The sequence below is a fragment of the Streptomyces sp. NPDC093225 genome (assembly GCF_044753805.1).
GTDB lineage: Bacteria > Actinomycetota > Actinomycetes > Streptomycetales > Streptomycetaceae > Streptomyces.
In genome coordinates this window covers 191,279-212,001 of record NZ_JBIVNX010000007.1, presented here as the reverse complement: position 1 = coordinate 212,001, position 20,723 = coordinate 191,279, and the positions used below count along the sequence as shown (strand labels likewise).

9 protein-coding genes and 1 pseudogene are annotated in these 20,723 nt (G+C 74.4%); 8 read left to right on the top strand and 2 right to left on the bottom strand.

Annotated elements, in window-relative coordinates:
- The first annotated feature begins 37 nt into the window (after positions 1-37).
- From ACIQCH_RS09820 to ACIQCH_RS09790, 7 genes are all read left to right on the top strand, one after another.
- Positions 38-367: a TfoX/Sxy family protein gene (locus tag ACIQCH_RS09820; RefSeq protein ID WP_402579817.1), complete on the top strand. Its 330-nt coding sequence runs from the start codon at positions 38-40 to the stop codon at positions 365-367.
- Between the two features lie 229 nt (positions 368-596).
- On the top strand, positions 597-1,154 hold the full coding sequence (locus ACIQCH_RS09815; RefSeq protein ID WP_402579815.1) for a DM13 domain-containing protein: 558 nt from the start codon (positions 597-599) through the stop codon (positions 1,152-1,154).
- Between the two features lie 152 nt (positions 1,155-1,306).
- The gene (locus ACIQCH_RS09810) at positions 1,307-2,539 is read left to right on the top strand and encodes a D-alanyl-D-alanine carboxypeptidase family protein (protein WP_402579813.1); all 1,233 of its coding nucleotides are present in this window, start codon (positions 1,307-1,309) and stop codon (positions 2,537-2,539) included.
- Between the two features lie 100 nt (positions 2,540-2,639).
- The gene (locus ACIQCH_RS09805) at positions 2,640-4,190 is read left to right on the top strand and encodes a M12 family metallo-peptidase (RefSeq protein ID WP_402579811.1); all 1,551 of its coding nucleotides are present in this window, start codon (positions 2,640-2,642) and stop codon (positions 4,188-4,190) included.
- 507 nt (positions 4,191-4,697) lie between these two features.
- Positions 4,698-5,360 (top strand): deoxynucleoside kinase, encoded by a 663-nt coding sequence (locus tag ACIQCH_RS09800; RefSeq protein WP_402579809.1) that lies wholly within the window; start codon positions 4,698-4,700, stop codon positions 5,358-5,360.
- 263 nt (positions 5,361-5,623) lie between these two features.
- A complete protein-coding gene (locus ACIQCH_RS09795; RefSeq protein ID WP_402579807.1) occupies positions 5,624-6,700 on the top strand; it encodes a hypothetical protein in 1,077 nt (358 codons plus the stop codon).
- Between the two features lie 239 nt (positions 6,701-6,939).
- Positions 6,940-7,965, top strand: a complete 1,026-nt coding sequence (locus tag ACIQCH_RS09790; protein WP_402579805.1) for a methyltransferase — start codon at positions 6,940-6,942, stop codon at positions 7,963-7,965.
- Positions 7,966-8,328: 363 nt separating this feature from the next.
- Here the strand turns inward: ACIQCH_RS09790 and ACIQCH_RS09785 are convergent, their stop codons facing one another.
- Together ACIQCH_RS09785 and ACIQCH_RS09780 are read right to left on the bottom strand one after the other, a co-directional pair.
- A complete protein-coding gene (locus ACIQCH_RS09785; RefSeq protein WP_402579803.1) occupies positions 8,329-9,702 on the bottom strand; it encodes an MFS transporter in 1,374 nt (457 codons plus the stop codon).
- 172 nt (positions 9,703-9,874) lie between these two features.
- Positions 9,875-10,684, bottom strand: coding sequence for a hypothetical protein (locus ACIQCH_RS09780; protein ID WP_402579801.1), 810 nt, complete (start codon positions 10,682-10,684; stop codon positions 9,875-9,877).
- Between the two features lie 387 nt (positions 10,685-11,071).
- On the opposite strand from ACIQCH_RS09780, the pseudogene ACIQCH_RS09775 reads away from it, so the two are divergent.
- A pseudogene (locus tag ACIQCH_RS09775) lies at positions 11,072-20,713 on the top strand (amino acid adenylation domain-containing protein); the annotation flags it as partial.
- Between the last annotated feature and the right edge of the window lie 10 nt (positions 20,714-20,723).

Genomic DNA, 20,723 nt, shown 5'->3' with positions numbered 1-20,723 from the left:
GGCGGGGCGTGGTGGCCACGACGGAGGGCGGAACGCCATGGCGTACGACGAAGGGCTGGCGGAGCGGATTCGCGAGCGCCTGGGGCAGGGCGGGGCCGTCGTCGAGAAGCGCATGTTCGGCTGCCTGGTGTTCCTGTACCACGGCAACATGGCCGTGGGCGTGACCGGCGACGACCTGATGGTCCGCGTCGGTCCGGAAGCCGCACCCGACGCCCTCGCGCGCCCCGGCGCGAGGATCTTCGACTTCACGGGCCGTCCGATGCGCGGCTGGGTCGTCGTGGACGCCTCCGCCCTCGTGGAGGACGGGCCGCTGGCCGAGTGGATCGACCGGGGCCGGGCCTTCGCTGCCGGCCTGCCGGCGAAATGAAGACGGCCCGCCACGTCCCCACCACCCCGCCGCCTTCGCTCCGAGCACGCGCGGCCCGACGACGTGACCGGGCGTCCTCGCCGGGCCACGCGCCACCCGGCGGCCGGCGATCGCGCGCCCCGGCCCGACGACGTAAGGCTTTCGTCATCGGGCCGGGGCTGCCGGACGGGGGCTCGATCACCTTGGATGGCGGACGAAGGCGAAGAGACGGCACGCAGGGAGGGGCGTCGTGGGGCGCGTCACGAGGAAGCAGTGGTGGGCCGCGGTCGTCGCGGCGGGCCTGGTGGTGGTGTCGGCCGGGCTGGTGTGGTTCGAGCCGTGGGCCCTGTGGGTGGACGAGACGGTGCACGAGGCGCTGCCCGCCTCGACCGCGGTCTCGAAGCCGGCGACGGGTGTCGGGGACTCCGCGTCGTCCGCTGCGTCCCCGTCGGGGCCGGTCACCGTCGCGCGGGGCACGTTCATCAGCCACGAGCACGCCACGACCGGCACGGTGAAGATCCTCCGGCTCGCGGACGGCACCCACACGCTCCGCCTCGAAGGCCTGGACACGAGCAGCGGGCCCGACGTGCGCGTCTGGCTGAGCGACGCGCCCGTCAAGGAGGGCAGGGCGGGCTGGGGGCTCTTCGACGACGGACAGTACGTCAACCTCGCCAAGCTGAAGGGCAACAAGGGCGACCAGAACTACCCGCTGCCCCCGGACGTCGACTGGTCGACGTACTCGAGCGTCAGCATCTGGTGCGACCGGTTCGACGTGTCCTTCGGCGCCGCGGCGCTGGCCCGCACCTGACCCGCCGTCGGTCCGCGGGCGCCGCCGGGGCCGGGTCCGGCGCCGGGGCCTGCGCCGCCGATGCCCCACGGCAGTCCGGGGCGACCCGCGGTGCTACGCCGGTCGGCCCACGCCCGGCTGCGCGCTCCTCGGGTGCTACCTACCGTGACCGGATGAACCTCAGTTCGTCTGCGCGCAGGCTCCTTACCCGTACGGCCGCCCTGGCGGCCGCCGGTGCGAGCGTCGTCCTCACGCCGGCGTTCGCGGGCCCGGCCCGGGCCGAGCCCGCTCCGCCGCGGGCGGAGGCCCTGCCGGACCCGGCCCTCCTGCACCGCCCCGGCGTCGTCCTGCGGCCACGCGAGGGCGCGCCCGCCCTGCCCGACGACCTGTCCGCGCTGTCCTGGCTGGTGGCCGACGCCGGCAGCGGCGAGGTGCTCGCCGCCCACAACGCCCACCTGGGCCTGCCGCCGGCCAGCACCATGAAGACGCTCTTCGCGCTCACGGCCCTGCCCAGCCTCCCGCGGACCGGCACCCACACCGTCACCGGCGCCGAACTGGCCGACGTCGGCGAGGGCAGCAGTCTGGTCGGCCTCGACGCCGGCCGCACCTATCAGGTCGCGGACCTCTGGAAGGGCGTCTTCCTCAGCTCGGGCAACGACGCCGTCCACGTCCTCGCCGCCATGAACGGCGGCTGGGCCGCGACGGCCGCGCGGATGCAGGCCACGGCCCGCGCCCTCGGCGCGACCGACACCCACGTCGTCTCCCCGGACGGCTACGACGCGGACGGCCAGGTGTCCTCCGCCTACGACCTCGCCGTCTTCGGCCGCGCCGGCCTCGCCGATCCCGACTTCGCCCGCTACGCGGCACTCGCCGACGCCGCGTTCCCCGGGGACACGGACGCCGCGGGCCGGCCGAGCTGGACGTACGGCATCGAGAACACCAACCGGCTGCTCACCGGCGAGGACGGCGTCGAGCGTTACCCGGGCATCGTCGGCATCAAGAACGGCTACACCTCCGGCGCCGGCTACACCCTGGTCACGGCCGCACGGCGGGCCGGACGCACCGTCCTGGTCACCGTCATGAACCCCCAGCACGGCGGCCCGTTCGCGGTGTACGAGGAGGCGCGGGCCCTGCTGGACTGGGGTTTCGCGGCCGCCGGACGGGTGAACCCGGTCGGATCGCTCCGGCCCCCGTCGGCCGGCCGCCCGCGGACCGAACCGCCGCCCGTGGCCGCCGCCACGACCCCGGCGGACCCCGGTACCGGATACGCATGGCCCGCGGTCCTGCTCGCGGGTGCCGGCGCCGCCGGCGCCGCCGCGTACCGCCTCCGACGCCGCCGGCCGCACCCCGTGCCCGCCCCGGACGCCGGGCCGGCTCCTGACGGCCCTCCCCGCGCGTCGGGGTGAACCGTCGGGGCAGTCGGCCGCGCGGGACGGACGTACCGGTGTGGCGTGGTCCCGGCCACGGAATGGATGGCGCACACCCCACAGAGAGGCCCACGCCCCCATGCGCCGTCGTTTCCTGCTCGCCGCCTCCGCCGCGGCGACCGCCTTCACCGCCACGCTGTCACTCGCCCTGACCGCACCCGCCGCCTCCGCCGGGTCGGGCGGGGGCGAGCACGAGCCCTGGGTCGTGCGCTCAGCCGTGCAGCGTACGGACGCGAAGGCGTTCCGCTCCCTGTGCGGCAAGCAGAAGGAGGGCGACCCCGAGCGCCGTACGTTCCCGCTCTTCGGGCGCGGCAAGGGCTTCACCGCGGTGCAGGACTTCCAGCGCCAGGAGGCGGACGGCACGGTGTTCTGGAGCGGCCACGACCCGAAGAACGCGGAGAACACCGTCTCGGTGTCCGTCATCGGGGCCTGCACCAAGGGGCCGGTCACCCTGTCCGGCGTGATCACGAAGGAGTTCCGCGACTACGCGTACCAGCCACTGGCCGACCATCCGGGCTGGTACGAGCTCCAGGAGATCGACGCGCTCGCACTGCCGCCCAGCGGCCAAGGCGTCGACACGGTCACCGTGCCCGAGAAGAAGCCGCACCGCCCGCACCACCCCCACTACCCGCCCAAGCCGGACCTGAGGGCGGCCACGCCCAACGCCCCGGCCGCCATCGACGTCGTCGTCGCCTACACGCCGGCCACGGTCGCCACCATGGGCAGCGTCCAGGGGGTCCTCTCCCGCATCTCCTACGGGGTGAACGGGATCAACAGGGCGCTCGCCAACAGCAACGTGCCGGCCAGCGTGCACGTCGTCAACACGTACATGACGGCGCCGACCAACGTGCCCCGCGAGAACGTGAACACCCTGCTCAGCATGATCAGCAACCCGGCGAACACGGTCCTCGGTGCCACGGCCGCCGCCCAGCGGCAGACCTACGGCGCCGACCTCGTGGCGCTGCTCGCCGCCGTCCCGTTCGAGGACAGCTCCGGGGCGGCGAACCTGGCCGATCCGCCGTCCGCGACCACCAGCGCCGCCGCCTACTCGGTCACCAGCCTCGGGTCCGTGACCGCCTGGGAGAACCTCGCGCACGAGATCGGCCACAACCTCGGACTGCGGCACGACCGCCTGACGCTCGCGCGCCAGAACGAGACCACCCCCGCGGGCACGTTCAACTACGGCTGGGTCACCCCCAACGGCCTGCACCGCACGCTGATGGCCTACTCCCAGGCCTGCCCCCAGGCGTGCACCGTGGTCAACGCGTACTCCAACACCGAGCGCACCTGGGCCGGCCAGTCCCTGGGTGACGCGAACAACAACAACGCCGCCGTCGCGCGGCAGACCGTCGACACCGTGGCCGCCTACCGCGCCTCCACGGTGACCAACCGCTTCTCCCTCACCCTGCAGCACGACCCCGAGGGCGCGGGCAGGGTCCTGGTCAGCGAGTTCGGCCCGTACGACCCCGGCACGCAGGTCACCGTCACCGCGTTCGCCAATCCCGGCTTCCGGTTCGACGCCTGGGCGGTCGACGGCATCGAGCTGGAGGGCAACAACCCGAGCCACCAGCTGACCATGAACGCCGACCGGACCATCAACGCCCTGTTCGTCCCGATCGAGCAGCCGTAGCCGGCCGGACAGCACAGCACAGCACAGCACAGCACAGCACGCACCGCACCGCCGGAGCCGGCACCACTCGCGCCCGCGCCGAGCCCGTCCGCGCGGTGACACCGGTCACACGTGAGCCGGTCCGCATCCGCCGCACGCAGGTCGGAGGTCGTCCCCTCGTCCGTGAGGGGGCGACCTCCGGTGCGTACGGGGCCGACGCGGCCGCCCGCCCGGGCCAGGGCACCCCAGGCCGGGTCAGGCCAGGGACGGCCGGGGGCGGAACGTCACCTATGCTTCAAGGCGGCTGCGGGATGGTGATTCCCCGCCGCACGGGCGACCGCGGAGCGGTCGGTCCGTCCGGTCGGGGGAGGGCGGCCTGCGTCGGGGCCCGAGGCCGGACGGGGCCGTATGACGCCGATCATGAAGCTCCCGGGGAATCGCGTGCCCGTCGGCGTGCGTCTCATCGGTGTGGGGCGGCCGGCCGGCCCGCCCGCCCGCGCACAGAGGAACCCCAGGGAGAAGTGAGGTATGGCAGTGATCTGCGTCGGAGGCATGATCGGGATCGGCAAGACGAGCGTGGCCGAGCTGCTCGCCAAGGAGCTCGGCAGCCACGTCTTCTACGAGAGCGTCGACGACAACCCGATCCTCCCGCTCTTCTACACGGCGAGCCCCGAGGAGATCCAGGCGCGCCGCTACCCCTTCCTGCTCCAGCTCTACTTCCTGCAGACGCGCTTCGCCTCGATCAAGGAGGCGTACAAGCAGGGCGACAACGTCCTCGACCGTTCCATCTACGAGGACTGGTACTTCGCCAAGGTCAACCACGACCTGGGCCGGATCAGCTCCCTCGAGATGCAGGTGTACGAGGGGCTGCTCAACGAGATGATGCGCGAGATCGACGGCCTGCCGTACCGCAAGGCGCCCGATCTGATGGTCTACCTCCAGGCCGACTTCGACACGGTGCTGCACCGCATCGGCCTGCGGGGACGCGATTTCGAACAGGACGCCGGCCTCGTCGAGTACTACCGCACGCTGTGGTCCGGCTACGACGACTGGGTGCACAAGCACTACTCGGCCAGCGAGGTCCTCGTCGTCGACATGAACAGCACGGACGTGGTGAACAACCCCGACGACGCGGCCCGCGTGGTGCAGGAGGTCAAGGACGCCCTGGCCGCGGTCAGGCACCGGGGCTGACGCGGTTCCTCCGGTCTTCTCCCCCTCCGCGCACGTGTGAGACCCGCCCCCGCCACGGTCGATCCGGCCGTGGCGGGGGCGTTTTGCAGAGATGACGGCGGCGTTCGCGGAGATCGGGCCGAACCGGCCACGGCGTGCCAAAGCGCACGGTAGCGTGAAGTGTCGCCCCGTCGCGTGCCACTCCGGCGGCCCATGGGCGGCTCTCGTGCCCCGATCCTCCCCCCACCCGGTCCACCGTGCAGTCACCGACCGAAGGGAAGACCATGAGCACTCACACTCCGACCAGCCCCTACCCGAACCTCCTGCGCTGGTTGAGCGGACAGGCGCCCGACACCGGGAAGATCACCGACGAACTGCGGACCATGGCCGGCGGGCAGCAGTACGGCCGGTTCGTGCAGGACCTCGAGGACGAGCGGGAGGGCTTCCGGGCGGCGCTGCTCGTGGCCTTCCCCCAAGTGGACCTGGCCAAGCCCGACTTCCCCGCGCCCCGGCAGCCGTTGCAGGACGTGACCTCCGAGACGCTGCGGGCGGCCGCGGTCAGCTGCCTGACCTCGCTCGCGCTCGGTGAGGCCCCGGGCACCTACAACCCCGTGCACCTGTGGACCGGCCCCGACGGGGCGCTGCGGTACAAGGGCGGCGCGGTCCACGGGACCGTCGAGGGGGTGCGCCGGCGGATCCTCGTCGACGCCAGCGGCGCGCTGTACGTCGCCGCCGCGCAGCACGCGTTCAAGCTCTGGCTGCGCCAGGGCGGGCAGGACGCCACGGTCCAGCACGTCGTCGGCATCGTCGCCGCCCCGACGGGCGGGTACGACGCCTGCAGCGTGCCGGGCGCCACCGCCTGGGAGAGCACGTACGGGACCCTGGACCAGCCCGCGGGGATCGTCCGGGCGATCACCAGGAGCGGCGCCTTCGCGTCGATCGTGTGGGGCGGTTCGTACTGCACGGCCGGCTGGGTCGAGTCGCTGATGCCGACGCTCAGCACACAGGGCGTCGTTCGCCTGCCCGCCGGTGGATCCGCCACGATCGGGCAGAACGTCCACTCGGCGCAGATCGTGGGCAGCGCCTGGCTGAAGGGCGTGGACGGGGTCGACTGCAAGCCCGACGCCATGCCGGCGCAGTGGCGGGCCGACGTGGCCGCCCGGCTCTGCCCGCTCGCGGCGCAGCACGTCCACCTCGGGCACATCGCCGACTTCTGCCAGATCCTCAAGGCGGCCTCGTTCAAGCCCGGTGGCACCGATCTGGTGGACCGGATCCGGTACCTGCTCGCCCACCACCCGGGCCGGCGGGCGGACCTGGAGTCGCTGCCCAACATCAAGAAGTACTACGCGCAGTGCTTCTGACGGGTTGACGGTTCCGCCCCGTGACCGCTGCGCCCCCGGCGTACGAGGGCCCCCTCATGACAAGCAATCCTGACTCTCTTGTCATCTCGCGAGTTGAGAGCTGTCATAACGCTGGACATGATCTGTCATGGCTGGTTAGCGTGAGCCCGCAGATCTGCGATGGGTCGCTCAACCACACGTGACGATCCACGGGTGGCTTCAAGTCAGCGGTCAGTGACTCTGGAACGAGGGTGAAAATCGTGACATCTGAGAGCGCGAGCAATCGTCGGTTGGCGGACGAGGTCGTGGCGAGCGGTGACGCGCCCGCGATCGCGGCAGCGGCGGCTCTGCTCGAAATGGGGGACCGCCTCGGCGTCCTCGACGTGATCATTCCGGGGAAGGAATTCAGCGTCGGGGAACTCGCCGCGCACACCGGCCTGCCCGAGCAGGGCGTCACCGACTACCTCGAGGCGATGGAGTCCGCGGGCATCATCACCCACGGCCCCTCCGGCGCGGGCCACTTCGTGACCGCCCCGGACTTCGACCGCATCCAGCACCAGGCCGGCTACGTGTCCTGGGTGATGAACGCCAACCGTCCGTTCATCGAGAACGCCCGCGCCTACCTGTCCGACCCGGGCAAGGCCAGCGGGGCGTACATCCGCGACGGCCGCCAGGTCGCGGTCAGCTCCCAGTGGATGGGCTCCAAGGCGTTCTACCCCGCGGCCCTCGAGACCATCTTCGACGCGAAGCCGGAGCGCATCGCGGACCTGGGAGCCGGCACCTGCCGGCTGCTCATCGAGGTGCTCCAGGAACTCCCCGGCTGCTCCGGCGTCGGGCTCGACCTGGACGGTCCGTCCTGCAGCGCCGCCCGACTGGCGGCCGAACAGGCCGGGGTCGCCGACCGGTTGACGGTCGTGGAACGCACCATCCAGTCGATCGCCACCGACCCGTCACCGGTCGAGGGCAGCGACGTCATCCACGCCGGCTTCGTCTTCCACGACATGATGCCGGAGGAGGAGCACGTCGCCGACGCGGTCCTCGCGAACTGCCGTGAGGCGCTGCGGCCGGGCGGCATCATGGCGATCACCGACGCCGTGCCATACCTCCGCAACGAGCGGGAGCGGCGGTTCAGCGCCATCGTCACCTACTACCACCGCCAGTTCATGAAGCGGAAGCTCCTCACCCAGGAGGAGTGGGAGGCCAAACTGCGCGGCGCCGGCTTCAACGAGGTGCGGACCGTGGAGCTGGGCTTCCCCACGGGACGCCTCTTCGTGGCCACCCGCTAGCGGGAACCGCCGCACCGGACACGGGCGTGGCCGCCGAGCAGGAACCGAAGGGTTCCGCCCGGAGGCCACGCCCTTTTCGGTGCCCTCCGGTCCGCTCCGTCCGTCCGTCCGGGGACCCCGACCGACGGTGCCCCCGGTCCGCTCCGCCCCCCGGTCCGCTCCGCCCCCCGGTCCGCTCCGCCCCCCCGGTCCGCTCCGCCCCCCGGCGCGCCACGACCCCGTCGAGGGGGCCGACGTGTCAGGACCGCGCACGGGCGGCGAGGACGTCCGCGAACGCGCGACGCCCGCGCTCCGTAGGGGAGCGCGGGCGTCGTCGCGTGCCGCGTACGGGTGCCTCGGCGCGCCGTACGGGGCCCGGCGGGGTCACTCCGGCCAGCGAGCCGCGGCCACGCCCCGGTCGGCCAGTCCGACGAGGGTGACCACGGCCTGCAGGCCGCCCAGGGCGAGGATCGCCCCGGTGGTGCCGGCGAACTGCAGGAGCAGGCCGGCCCCGAGGGTGCCCGCGGCCGGGCCGCACTGCAGGACGGTCATGGTGGCGACGATCGTCCGGCCGCGCCGGTCCGCGGGCACCTGGCGCAGGATCATGATGTCGATCAGGACCCGCAGCGCCGGCGTCGTCAGCGTCGCGACGACCAGTACGCCGAACACCCACCACCAGGCGAACGGCGCCGCCAGCAGCGTCACGCAGACGGCCGCGACCACCGAGACGAGCAGCAGCAGCCGGCCCGGGGCCATCCACCCGTGCAGCCGCTTGACCAGCAGCGAGCCCAGCAGCATGCCCACCGCACTGCCGGTGAGGGCGAAGCCCACCAGGCCCGGTGGCGTGTCCTGGGCCTGCAGCTTCACCACCACGGCCAGGGTGACCGCGGTGAGGACCAGGTAGAAGGTGCCGACGAGGAGGAGGGAGCCGCGCAGGGCGGGCTGCCGCACCAGCTCCAGCACGCCCGCGAAGGCGCCCCCCGACTCCTCGGCGGTCGCGGCACCGCGCTCCTCGCCGTCCTCGGTCCCCGCACCGTCCTCGGTCCCCGCCCCGGCCCCCGCGTCGACGGCCGGCTCCTTCGTGCGCGGCGGGACCCGTACGAACAGGGCGCACAGCAGCGACACCGAGAACGTGACGGCGCACGCCACGAACGGGACCACGCGCGAGACCCCGTACAGCGCGCCGCCCACCGCCGGACCGAGCAGCCCGGCGGCGCCCTCGCGCACCTCGTCCTGGGTGAGCGCCTGGGTCAGTTGCTCGTCAGGTACCACGGCGCGGATCAGCAGCATGCGCACGGGGCCGCCGAACGCCGTCCCCACGCCCAACACCACGGCCACCAGCAGGAGATGGACGGCGGTCAGCCGGTCCATGGCCAGGGCGACCGCCACCGAGGCGGTGGCCACGGCCCGGGCCGCCTCCGCGCCGATGAGGACCCGGCGGTGGTCCCAGCGGTCGGCGAGCACCCCGATGGGCAGCCCGAAGAGCAGGATCACGACGAGCTGGGTGAAGCCGAAGAGACCGGCCAGCGCGGGGGACCCCGTCAGGGCGAGCACCAGCAGGGGGTAGGCGACGTCGGCCGCCTCCACGCCGAGCGTGGTGCTGGTGGCGCCGACCCAGAGCAGCTGGAAGCGCCAGTTGCGGCGCAGAGGTACGAGCGGGGGCCGGTCGCGGGCGGTCCCCGCGGCCGGCCCCGACCCGTCGTCCTGCCCCGGGGGCCCCGGGGGCACCTCGCGTGGTTCGGTCTCGGACTGGCTCATCTGCGCTCGGTCTCCCTGTCCTCGGAAGGGGCGGGGACCGCCCCGGCGGGCGCGTGCCCGTGGCGGCCGGACCGCGCCACCGTGGTGGCGCGCTCGGTCGCGTAGGTGTCGGTGAGGTACGCGTGGTGCTGCGCGGTCGTTCCTGGTTTCCCGGCGGGCAGGGCCCGAGCGGCTACGACCACAGGCACAGCGGGCCGCGCCCCGTGACCCCGATGAAGAAGGAGAGCGTGACGCGGCGGCCGGCGCCCTCGACGGGCTCCACGAGGTGGTAGTTGCGCGGGTCGAAGAACACGGCGTCGCCGAGGTCGGCGCGCATGACCGCGGCCGGCTCGCCCTCGACCAGCGAGCGTTCGTAGCCGTAGCCGTCCCGGCGCTGCTCGTCGCCCGGCCGCCAGCGGCGGCGGAAGGCGACGGCCTCGCCGCCCGCGGACGGCACCGACAGGTGGCAGTTGAAGGCGATCTGGGCGATCGGCGCCTGGTCCAGCACCCCGGCGAACTCCCGGATGACCTCGTCGAAGTGCATCCGGGCGCCGTTGTTGATCTCCCGGACGATGCCGGCGAACATGTCGCGGCCGTCGGAGGTGGCCGGCCGGACCTCGTCGCCCCAGGCCCGGGCCACCTCGGCCGCGGCGAGGGCCATGGGGTCGCCCCCGGCGAGCAGGGTCGAGCGGGCGCGGGCGGACTGGGCGGCGTACTCCCAGTACTCCTCGCGGAGCTTGCCGTCGCCGTAGAAGTCGTAGGCGACCGGGCCGAGTTTGGCGATCCGGGGCTGGACGAGCACTTCGTCGTAGGAGCCCATCTCGCAGGTCTCCAGGGCGTGCATGATCTCGTGGCACTGCGCGGGGTCGAAGAACCGCCTGATCCGTACGGAGCCGACGGATCCCGCGGCCAAGCACGTGATGTGGTGTTCCGTCAGGCGGTCGGCCACCTCGTTCGAGAACAGTTCGGGGATGGCGGGAGGGCTGGCGGGTGCGGTACTCACGGCTCGGGATGCTCCCTTCTGGAAGGGGCGGGCGTCGTCGCGGCTGCCGCGGCGGACGGCCCCATGGGCCCGCCTGGTGACTGCGGCGTCGGTGACAAGTTAGTCATGCCTGACAGGACGTGTCCAGCACCCGTGACAATTGGGTGAGGGGTTAATGACAAGTGATTCGCCCAGGTGAGCGTCCAAAGTCTGGACATCTGGCGGGTTGGCGTCCCTCTTCCCCGCGCTGGGCTGCGGATCTGCCCCAACCAAAGCCTTGACCGTTGTGTCAAAGAATCGATCGTCGGTTGTCATAATTTCTAGACGCATGATGCCAACCTGGTTATGGTGATGCCGGATCAGGATGTGCAGGGAGCTCGTGCGGCCGACCCCATGATGGAGTGACGAATGCCTGACGCCCGGGACCTGAAGCTGACCCAGGACTCCGTCTCCTCGGGGCCCGGCGCGGTCCCGGCGGGGCGCGGCGGAGCCGAGCGGCCGGTCGGCCCGACGACCCTCCCGGATCTGTTCCAGGCCCAGGTGCGCCGTACCCCCGACGCGCCCGCGCTGCTCACCGACGCCGGCGAGTGGTCGTACGCCCGGCTCGACGCCCGGGCGAACCGCCTGGCCCGGCTCCTGGTCGAGCACGGAGCCGGCCCCGAGTCCGTCGTCGCCGTGGCGGTGCCCCGCTCGGCGGAGTTGGTCGTCGCCCTGCTGGCGGTGCACAAGGCGGGCGCCGCCTACTTGCCGCTGGACACGGACTACCCGGCCGACCGGCTGGCGTTCATGCTGGCCGACGCCCGGCCCGTCTGCGTCCTGGCGACGAGCGGGGTGGCGCTGCCGGACACGCAGGCGCCGACGGTCCTGCTGGACGCACCCGGCCTGCTCGACGGCCGCGCCGACGACCCCCTGCCGCCCCGGGCGGTCCCCGCGAACCCGGCCTACGTGATCTACACCTCCGGGTCCACCGGGCGCCCCAAGGGCGTGCTGGTCCCGCACGAGGGGATCGTCAACCGACTGCTCTGGATGCAGGACGCGTACGCCCTGACCGCCCGCGACCGGGTGCTGCAGAAGACCCCGTCGAGCTTCGACGTCTCCGTCCAGGAGTTCTTCTGGCCGCTGATCACCGGCGCCGCCCTCGTGGTCGCCGCGCCCGGCGGGCACCGGGACCCCGCCTACCTCGCCCGGCTGATCCGCGAACGCCGGGTCACCGCCGTGCACTTCGTCCCCTCGATGCTCCAGGTCTTCCTGGCCGAGCCGGCCGCCGCCGCGTGCACCGGGCTGCGCCTGGTGCTGTGCAGCGGCGAGGGCCTGCCGGCCGCCCTGGCGGAGCGCTTCCACCGGGTGCTCGGCGGCGTCCGCCTGCACAACCTGTACGGCCCCACCGAGGCCTCCGTCGACGTCACCGCGGCCGAGTCCCGGCCCGGGGACGCGGCGGGCGCGGGCGGCCTCGTCCCCATCGGCCGACCCGTCTGGAACACCCGCCTGTACGTCCTGGACGCCGCGCTCACCCCCGTGGCGCCCGGCGAGGAGGGCGAGCTCCACCTGGCCGGGGTGCAGCTGGGCCGCGGCTACCTCGACCGCCCGGGCCTGACCGCGGAGCGGTTCGTCGCGGACCCGTTCGGGCCGCCCGGCACGCGGATGTACCGCACCGGTGACCTCGTACGGTGGAACGCCGACGGCGGTCTCGACTTCGTGGGCCGGGCCGACCAGCAGGTCAAGATCCGCGGCTTCCGCGTCGAACCGGGCGAGATCGAGGCGGAGTTGACGGCCGATCCGGCCGTCGGGCACGCGGCGGTCGTCGCCCGCGAGGACCGGCCGGGGGACCTGCGCCTGGTCGCCTACGTGGTGCCCGCGGCCGGCGCGGCGGCCGACCCGGACCGGATCCGACGGCGGCTGGCGGCCGTGCTGCCCGCGCACATGGTGCCGTCGGCGCTGCTGGTGCTGCCCGCGCTGCCGCTGACGCCGAACGGGAAGCTGGACCGCACGGCCCTGCCCGCCCCCGACTTCGCGGCCGCCGTCACGGACGAGGCGCCGCGCACCGAGCGGGAGGAGGTGCTGTGCGGCCTGTTCGCCGAGGTGCTGGGCCTGGACCGGGTCGGCGTCCACGACGACTTCTTCGACCTGGGCGGCCATTCGCTCCTGGCCACCCGGCTGGCGAACCGGATCCGGACCGTGCTCGGCGCGCAGCTGGCACTCTCCGCCCTCTTCGCGGCGCCGACGGTCGCCGGGGTCGCGGCCGCCCTGTCCCCGGACACCGCCGGCGAGCCGGCGCGCCCGGCGCCGCGACCGCGTCCCGAGCCCGACCGGCCCGCCGAACTCAGCTACGCCCAGCGGCGGTTGTGGTTCCTCGCCCAGATGGAGGGACCCACCGCGACCTACCACATCCCGCTCGCCCTGCGGCTGCGCGGGACCGTCGACGAGGCCGTGCTCGAGGCCGCCCTGGCCGACGTCGTGGCCCGCCACGAGAGCCTGCGGACCGTCTTCCGCGAGGTCGACGGCGAACCCGTCCAGGTGGTGCTGCCCGCCGAGGCGGCCGTCGCCGACCTGACCGTGGCCGACGTCGTCCCCGCCGAGCTGCCCGCCGCGGTGGCCGAGGCCTCCCGCCGCCCGTTCGACCTGGCCGAGGACCTGCCGCTGCGGGCCTGGCTGTTCCGGTCCGGCGACGGGGAGTCGGTGCTGCTGCTCGTCCTGCACCACATCGCCGGCGACGGCTGGTCGACGGAACCCCTCGCGCGCGATCTGGGCCTGGCCTACGTCGCCCGGTCGGGCGGCACCGCGCCGCACCCGGCCCCGCTGCCGGTGCAGTACGCCGACTACGCCCGCTGGCAGCACGGACTGCTCGGCGACCCCCAGGACCCCGACAGCCTGGCGGGCCGCCAACTCGCCTACTGGCGCGATGCCCTGGCCGGCATCCCGGAGGAGATCGAACTCCCCCGGGACCGGCCCCGGCCGGCCGCGCCGAGCCACCTCGCCGCCCGGGTGACCGTCGAGATCGACGCCACCCTGCACGGCAGGCTCCAGGCGCTCGCCCGGCAGTACGGGACCACCCTCTTCATGGCCGTGCAGGCGGGCCTGTCCGCGCTGCTCACCCGGCTCGGCGCGGGCACCGACATCCCCGTCGGCTCCGTGGTCGCGGGCCGCACCGACGAGGCCCTGGACGACCTGGTCGGGTTCTTCGTCAACACGCTGGTGCTGCGCACCGACACCTCCGGCAACCCGACCTTCGGCGAGCTGCTGGAGCGCGTACGGGCCACCAACCTGGCCGCCCAGGACCACCAGGACCTGCCCTTCGACCTGCTGGTCGAGGCCCTCAACCCGGTGCGCTCCCGCGCCCGGCACCCCCTCTTCCAGGTCGCCCTCGTCCTGCAGAACAACGCCTCGGCCCGCTTCGACCTCGGCGCCGGCGTCACCGTCCACGAGGACGAACCCCCGCTGACCGGAGCCAAGTTCGACCTCTGCCTCGAGCTCCGCGAACGCCACGGGGAGCGCGGCGAGCCGGCCGGCATCCGGGTCGACCTCGAGTACGCGGTGGACCTGTTCAACCGGAGCACGGTGCAGGCGCTTGCCGACCGGTTCGTCCGGCTCCTCACGGAGCTCGCGGCCCACCCCGAACTGCCCGTCGGACGCGCCGACGTCCTGGCCCCCGCCGAACGGGCCCGGGTCACCCGGGAGTGGAACGACACCGCGGCCCCGGTGGCCCGCGGCACCCTCCCGCAGGTCGTCGCGGCCCGCGTCGCCGAAACGCCCGACGCGCCGGCCGTGGTCGGCGGGCGGGAGCGGCTGACGTACCGGGAACTGGGCGGGCGGGCGGCGCGCCTGGCCCACCGGCTGCTCGCCGCGGGCGCGGGCGCCGAGGTCCCCGTGGCGGTGCGCATGGAGCGCTCCGAAGACGTGGTCGCCGTGTCCCTGGCCGTGGTCACGGCCGGCAGCGCGTACCTGCCGCTACCCGCCGCGTACCCCGCCGACCGGGTCGCGGCCGTCCTCCGGGACACCGGGGCGCGGATCCTGGTGGTGGACCCCGCCAACGCCTCCCACCCGGCGGCCGAGGCCGCCCGCGCGGCGGGCGCCGAGGTGGTCGTGGTCGACGGCGAGGAGGGCCTGGCGGGCCTGCCGCACGGCGCGCCGGCCGTGCCGGTCCAGCCCGACCGGCTGGCCTGCGTGCTGCACACCTCGGGCTCGACCGGCATGCCCAAGGGCGTGGCGATCACCCACGACAACATCGTGGCCTTCGCCGCCGACCAGGGCTGGCGCGACGGCTCCCAGGAGCGGGTGCTGCTGCACTCCGCGCACGCCTTCGACGCCTCGACGTACGAGCTGTGGGTGCCGCTGCTGACCGGCGGCTGCATCGTCGTCGCCCCGCCCGGACAGCTGGACACCGCGACGTACGCCCGCCTGATCACCGAGCACCGGGTGACCGGCGCGCTCCTGGTCACCTCGCTGTTCAACCTGCTCGCCGAGGAGATCCCCGAGACCGTCGGCGGCCTCGCCAAGGTGGTGTCGGGCGGCGAGGCGGCATCCGCCCACGCGATGCGCCGCGTGCTCGCGCACGCCGGCCCCGCCCTGCGGCTCCTGAACGTCTACGGACCCACCGAGTGCACCGTGCTCGCGACCGGGCGGCCGGTGGACGCCGAGGCCCTCGAAGGCGCGAGCGTCCCGCTCGGCACCCCCCGCAGCAACACCCGGGCCCTCGTCCTGGACCCGTACCTGCAGCCCGTCCCCGTAGGCGTCACCGGCGAGCTGTACGTCGCCGGCAGCGGCGTCTCCCGGGGCTACGTCAACCGGCCCGGTGTCACCGCCGAGCGGTTCGTGGCGGACCCGTACGGGGAGCCGGGGGAGCGGATGTACCGGACCGGCGACCTGGTCCGCTGGACCGCGGACGGCGAGCTCGACTTCGTGGCGCGGGCCGACGGGCAGGTCAAGATCCGCGGCTTCCGGATCGAACCCGGCGAGATCGAGGCCGCGTTGGCCGCCGACCCGACCCTCGCCCGGGCGGCCGTCATCGCCCGCGAGGACCGCCCGGGGGACAAGCGGCTCGCCGCGTACGTCGTCCCCGCGGCGGGCACGGCCGCGGACGCCCAGGCCGTCCGGCGGCGGCTGTCCGGCATCCTGCCGGAGTACATGGTGCCCTCGGCCGTGGTCGTGCTCGACGCGCTGCCGCTGACCCCGAACGGCAAGCTGGACCACCGGGCCCTGCCGGCGCCGGACCTCTCCGGCGAGGTCTCCGACGACGGCCCGCGCACCGAACAGGAGGAGGTGCTCCGCGGGCTGTTCGCCGAAGTGCTGGGCCTGGACCGGGTCGGCGTCCACGACGACTTCTTCGACCTCGGCGGCCACTCCCTGCTGGCCACCCGGCTGGTCAACCGGATCCGTGCGGTGCTGGGCGCCGAGCTCGGCGTCGGGGCGCTCTTCGAGACCCCCACGGTCGCGGGCGTCGCCGCCGCCGTGTCGCGCGGCCTGACCGGCGGGGACGCGCGCCCCGCCCTGCTGCCGCGCGCGGCGGTGGACGAGCCCGTCGGCCTGTCCTTCGCGCAGCGCCGGCTGTGGTTCCTGGCCCAGATGGAGGGGCCGAGCGCCACGTACAACGTGCCGCTGGCCCTGCGGCTGGGCGGCGCCGTGGACGAGGCCGTGCTGCGGGCCGCGCTGGCGGACGTCGTCGGGCGGCACGAGAGCCTGCGGACGGTGTTCCGCCAGGCCGGCGGCGAGCCCGTGCAGGTGGTGCTGCCCGCCGACGCCGTGACCGTGGACCTGACGGCTGCCGACGTGCCCGCCGACGAGCTGCCCGCCGCGGTGGCCGCCGCCTCCGCCCTCCCCTTCGACCTGGCCGCGGACCTGCCGCTGCGGGCCCGGCTGCTGCTGACCGGCCCGGACACGAGCACCCTGCTGCTGGTCCTGCACCACATCGCCGGCGACGGCTGGTCGCTGGCCCCGCTCGCCCGCGACCTGGGCGCGGCGTACGCGGCCCGGCTGGCCGGCACCGCGCCGCAGTGGCCGCCGCTGCCCGTCCAGTACGCCGACTACGCCCTGTGGCAGCGCGAACTGCTCGGCGACGAGGCGGACGCGGACTCCCTGGCCGGCCGCCAACTCGCCCACTGGCGCGAGGCGCTGGCCGGACTCCCCGAGGAACTGGAAGTGCCCCGGGACCGGCCCCGCCCCGCCGTGCCGACCCACCGGGTCGACGTCGTGCCCCTGGACGTCCCCGCGGACGTCCACCGGAGGCTGCGCGCGGTGGCCAGGGAGCACCGCGCCACCCTGTTCATGGCCGTCCAGACGGGACTGTCCGTCCTGCTCACCCGGCTCGGCGCGGGCACGGACGTCCCGCTGGGCTCGTTCGTCGCGGGCCGGGGCGACGACACCCTGAACGACCTGGTCGGGTTCTTCGTCAACACGCTGGTGCTGCGCACCGACACCTCCGGCGACCCGTCCTTCGGCGAGCTGCTGGAACGCGTGCGCACCGCCGACCTGGCCGCGTACGCCCACCAGGACCTGCCCTTCGACCGGCTGGTCGAGGCCCTCAACCCGCCCCGGTCCCGGTCCTGTCACCCGCTGTTCCAGATCGCGCTCGTGCAGCAGAACAACGCCGGGGCGCGGTTCACCCTCGGCGACGACGTCACCGTGCGCGGCGCCGAGACCCTGCTGACCGGTGCCCAGTTCGACCTGTGCCTGAACCTCGTGGAGCACTCCGCCGAGGACGGCACGCCGCAGGGGCTGCGCATCGAGTTCGAGTACGCCGTCGACCTCTTCGACCGCACCACGGTCGAGGGCCTGGCCGAGCGGTTCGCCCACCTGCTCGACCGCTTCTCGGCGGCGCCCGACCTGGCGATCGGCGCCGTCGACATCCTCACGCCGGCCGAGCGGGGGCTGGTGCTCGGCACCTGGAACGACACCGCCCGCCCGCTGCCCGACACGACCGTCCACGCGCTCGTCGAGGCCGCGGCGGCCCGCACCCCCGGGGCCACGGCCGTCGAGCACGGCGAGGTCCGGCTGAGCCACCGGGAGCTGGCCGGTGCGGCCGCGCACCTGGCCGCGGCCCTGCGGGCGCGGGGCGCCGGCGTGGGCGACGTGGTCGCGCTCGTCCTGGAGCCGTCCGCGGACCTGGTGGTCGCGGTGTGCGCCGCCCTGCGGGCGGGGGCCGCGTTCCTGCCCCTGGACCCGAAGCTGCCGGCGGGCCGGATCGGCACGATCCTCGACGACGTCGCGCCCGCGGTGGTCCTGACCCCGCGGGCTCCGTCCGGCCCGCTGGCCGAGGTACTCGCCGGCCGGAACGTACTTCGCCTCGACGACCTTCCCGCGGCCGACGACGAGCAGCAGGACCGGCCCGCCCGGGTCCGCGGCGACGACCTGGCCTGCGCCTTCTACACCTCCGGCTCGACCGGCCGCCCCAAGGGCGTCATGTTCACCCAGCGCGGCCTGCTCAACTACACGCTGACCATGCTCGACGCCTTCGCGCTCACCCCGGCCGACCGCATCCTGCAGGTCGCCTCGCCCGGCTTCGACGTCCTCGTCGAGGAGCTGCTGCCGACCCTCGCCGCGGGCGCGGCCGTCGTCGTCCCCGCCGAACCCGTGCTCGAACCCGGCGCCGACCTCGCCGGATACGTCGAGCGGCACCGCATCACCGGCCTCGAACTCACCACCGCCTACTGGCTGGAGTGGGCCCACGAGCTGCACACCACCGGCCGGCGACTGCCCGACTCCTTCCGCTTCGTGGCCATGGGCGGCGAGCGGATCCTGCCCGACCGGCTGCGCATGTGGGAGGAGCAGCCGACCCGACTGGTGCACGTCTACGGCCTGACCGAGGTCTCGTGCACCTCCACCACCGCCCGGCTCGGCTCCGCGGCCGGCCGTGCGGACGCCTTCGCCGCACCCATCGGCGCCCCGCTGTGGAACACCCGCGCGTACGTCCTGGACGGCCGGCTCCAGCCGGTCCCGGTCGGCGTCGCGGGCGAGCTGTACCTGGCCGGCGAGGGCCTGGCCCGCGGCTACGTCCGCCGGCCCGACCTGACCGCCGGGCGGTTCCTGGCCGACCCCTTCGGGCCCGCCGGCAGCCGCATGTACCGCACCGGCGACCTGGTGCGCTGGACCCCGGACGGGGAGCTGGACTTCGTCGGCCGGGCCGACGAGCAGGTGAAGATCCGCGGCTTCCGCGTCGAACTCGGCGAGATCGAGACGGCGCTCGCGGCCGACCCCGCCCTGGCCCAGGTCAAGGCCGTCGTACGGGAGGACCGGCCGGGCGACAGGCGGCTGGTCGCGTACGTCGTCCCCGCCGACGGGGCCGTCGCCGACCCGGAGCGGATCCGGCGCGGGCTGTCCGGCGTGCTGCCCGACTACATGGTGCCCTCGGCCGTGGTCGTGCTGGACGCCCTGCCGCTGACGCCGAACGGCAAGCTGGACCGCGCGGCGCTGCCCGTCCCCGACCTGCCGGGCGCCGGCACCGGCGAGGCCCCCCGGACCCCGCAGGAGGAGATCCTGTGCGGGGTGTTCGCCGAGGTCCTCGGCCTGGAATCGGTCGGCGTCCACGACGACTTCTTCGACCTGGGCGGCCACTCCCTGCTGGCGACCCGGCTGGTCAACCGCATCCGCGCCGTGCTGGGCGTGGACCTGGGGGTCGGCGCGCTGTTCGAGGCGCCGACGGCGGCCGGGGTGGCGGCCCTGGCGGCGCGCGGTGCCGCCGGCGGGCGGCGGCCGGCCCTGCGCGCCCGCGAGGAGCGGGACCGGCCCGTCGAGCTGTCCTTCGCGCAGCGCCGGCTGTGGTTCCTGGCGCAGGTCGAGGGGCCGAGCACGGCCTACCACATCCCGCTGGCCCTGCGGCTGAGCGGCCCGGTCGACGCGACCGCCCTGCGCGCCGCCCTGGCGGACGTGGTGGAGCGGCACGAGAGCCTGCGGACCGTGGTGCGGGAGGTGGACGGGGAGCCGGTGCAGGTGGTCCGCCCCGCCGCCGAGGCCGCCGCGCAGCTCACCGTCTCCTTCGTCGCCCCGCACGCGCTGCGCGAGGCCGTCACGGCCGCCTCCCTGCGCACGTTCGACCTGGCCGAGGACCTGCCGCTGCGGGCCTGGCTGTTCCGGTCCGGTGCCCAGGAGTCGGTGCTGCTGCTCGTCCTGCACCACATCGCCGGCGACGGCTGGTCGATGGAGCCCCTGGGCCGCGACCTGGCCGCCGCCTACGCGGCCCGGGCGGGCGGCGGCGCGCCCGACCCGGCCCCGCTGCCGGTCCAGTACGCCGACTACGCGCGCTGGCAGCGCGAGCTGCTCGGCGACGTCCGCGACCCGGACACCCTCGCCGGGCGGCAACTGGCCTACTGGCGCGGGGCGCTGGCCGGCGTACCGGAGGAACTGGAGCTGCCCCGGGACCGGCCCCGGCCCGCCGTGCCGAGCCACCGCGGCGACTCGGTGGCCGTACGGATCCCCGCCGACACCCACCGCCGCCTGGTCGCCGTGGCCCGGCAGTACGGATCCACGGTGTTCATGGCCGTGCAGGCCGGCCTGTCGGTGCTGCTGACCCGGCTGGGCGCCGGCACCGACATCCCGCTCGGCTCCGCCGTCGCGGGCCGCACCGACGAGGCCCTCGACGACCTGGTCGGGTTCTTCGTCAACACGCTGGTGCTGCGCACCGACACGTCCGGCAACCCGACCTTCGGCGAGCTGCTGGAGCGGGTACGGGCCACCGACCTGGCGGCCTACGCGCACCAGGACCTGCCCTTCGACGTCCTGGTCGAGGCGCTCAACCCGGCCCGCTCGCGCGCCCGGCACCCCCTCTTCCAGGTCGCGCTGGCCTACCGCGACACGGCCGACATCCGGTTCGGCGTCGACGGGCTGAAGTCGGAGGCGCTGCCCCCCGAGTTCCCCGTCGCCAAGTTCGACCTGACCTTCGACGTCGCGGAGCACCGGGCCGAGGACGGCAGCCCCGGCGGCATCGACGTCAGCCTCGACTACGCAGTCGACCTGTACGACCGTACGACCGCCCAGGGGCTGGCGGACCGCTTCGGGAGGCTGCTGGCGGAGCTCGTGGCCCACCCCGAACGGCCCGTCGGCAGCGGAGACGTCCTCACCCCCGCCGAGCGCG

Bases quoted from the DNA above. Each gene is read 5' to 3' on its own strand.
- ACIQCH_RS09785 (WP_402579803.1), bottom strand. From the start codon at position 9,702: ATGAGCCAGTCCGAGACCGAACCACGCGAGGTGCCCCCGGGGCCCCCG.
- ACIQCH_RS09820 (WP_402579817.1), top strand. From the start codon at position 38: ATGGCGTACGACGAAGGGCTGGCGGAGCGGATTCGCGAGCGCCTGGGG.
- ACIQCH_RS09795 (WP_402579807.1), top strand. From the start codon at position 5,624: ATGAGCACTCACACTCCGACCAGCCCCTACCCGAACCTCCTGCGCTGG.
- ACIQCH_RS09810 (WP_402579813.1), top strand. From the start codon at position 1,307: ATGAACCTCAGTTCGTCTGCGCGCAGGCTCCTTACCCGTACGGCCGCC.
- ACIQCH_RS09805 (WP_402579811.1), top strand. From the start codon at position 2,640: ATGCGCCGTCGTTTCCTGCTCGCCGCCTCCGCCGCGGCGACCGCCTTC.
- ACIQCH_RS09800 (WP_402579809.1), top strand. From the start codon at position 4,698: ATGGCAGTGATCTGCGTCGGAGGCATGATCGGGATCGGCAAGACGAGC.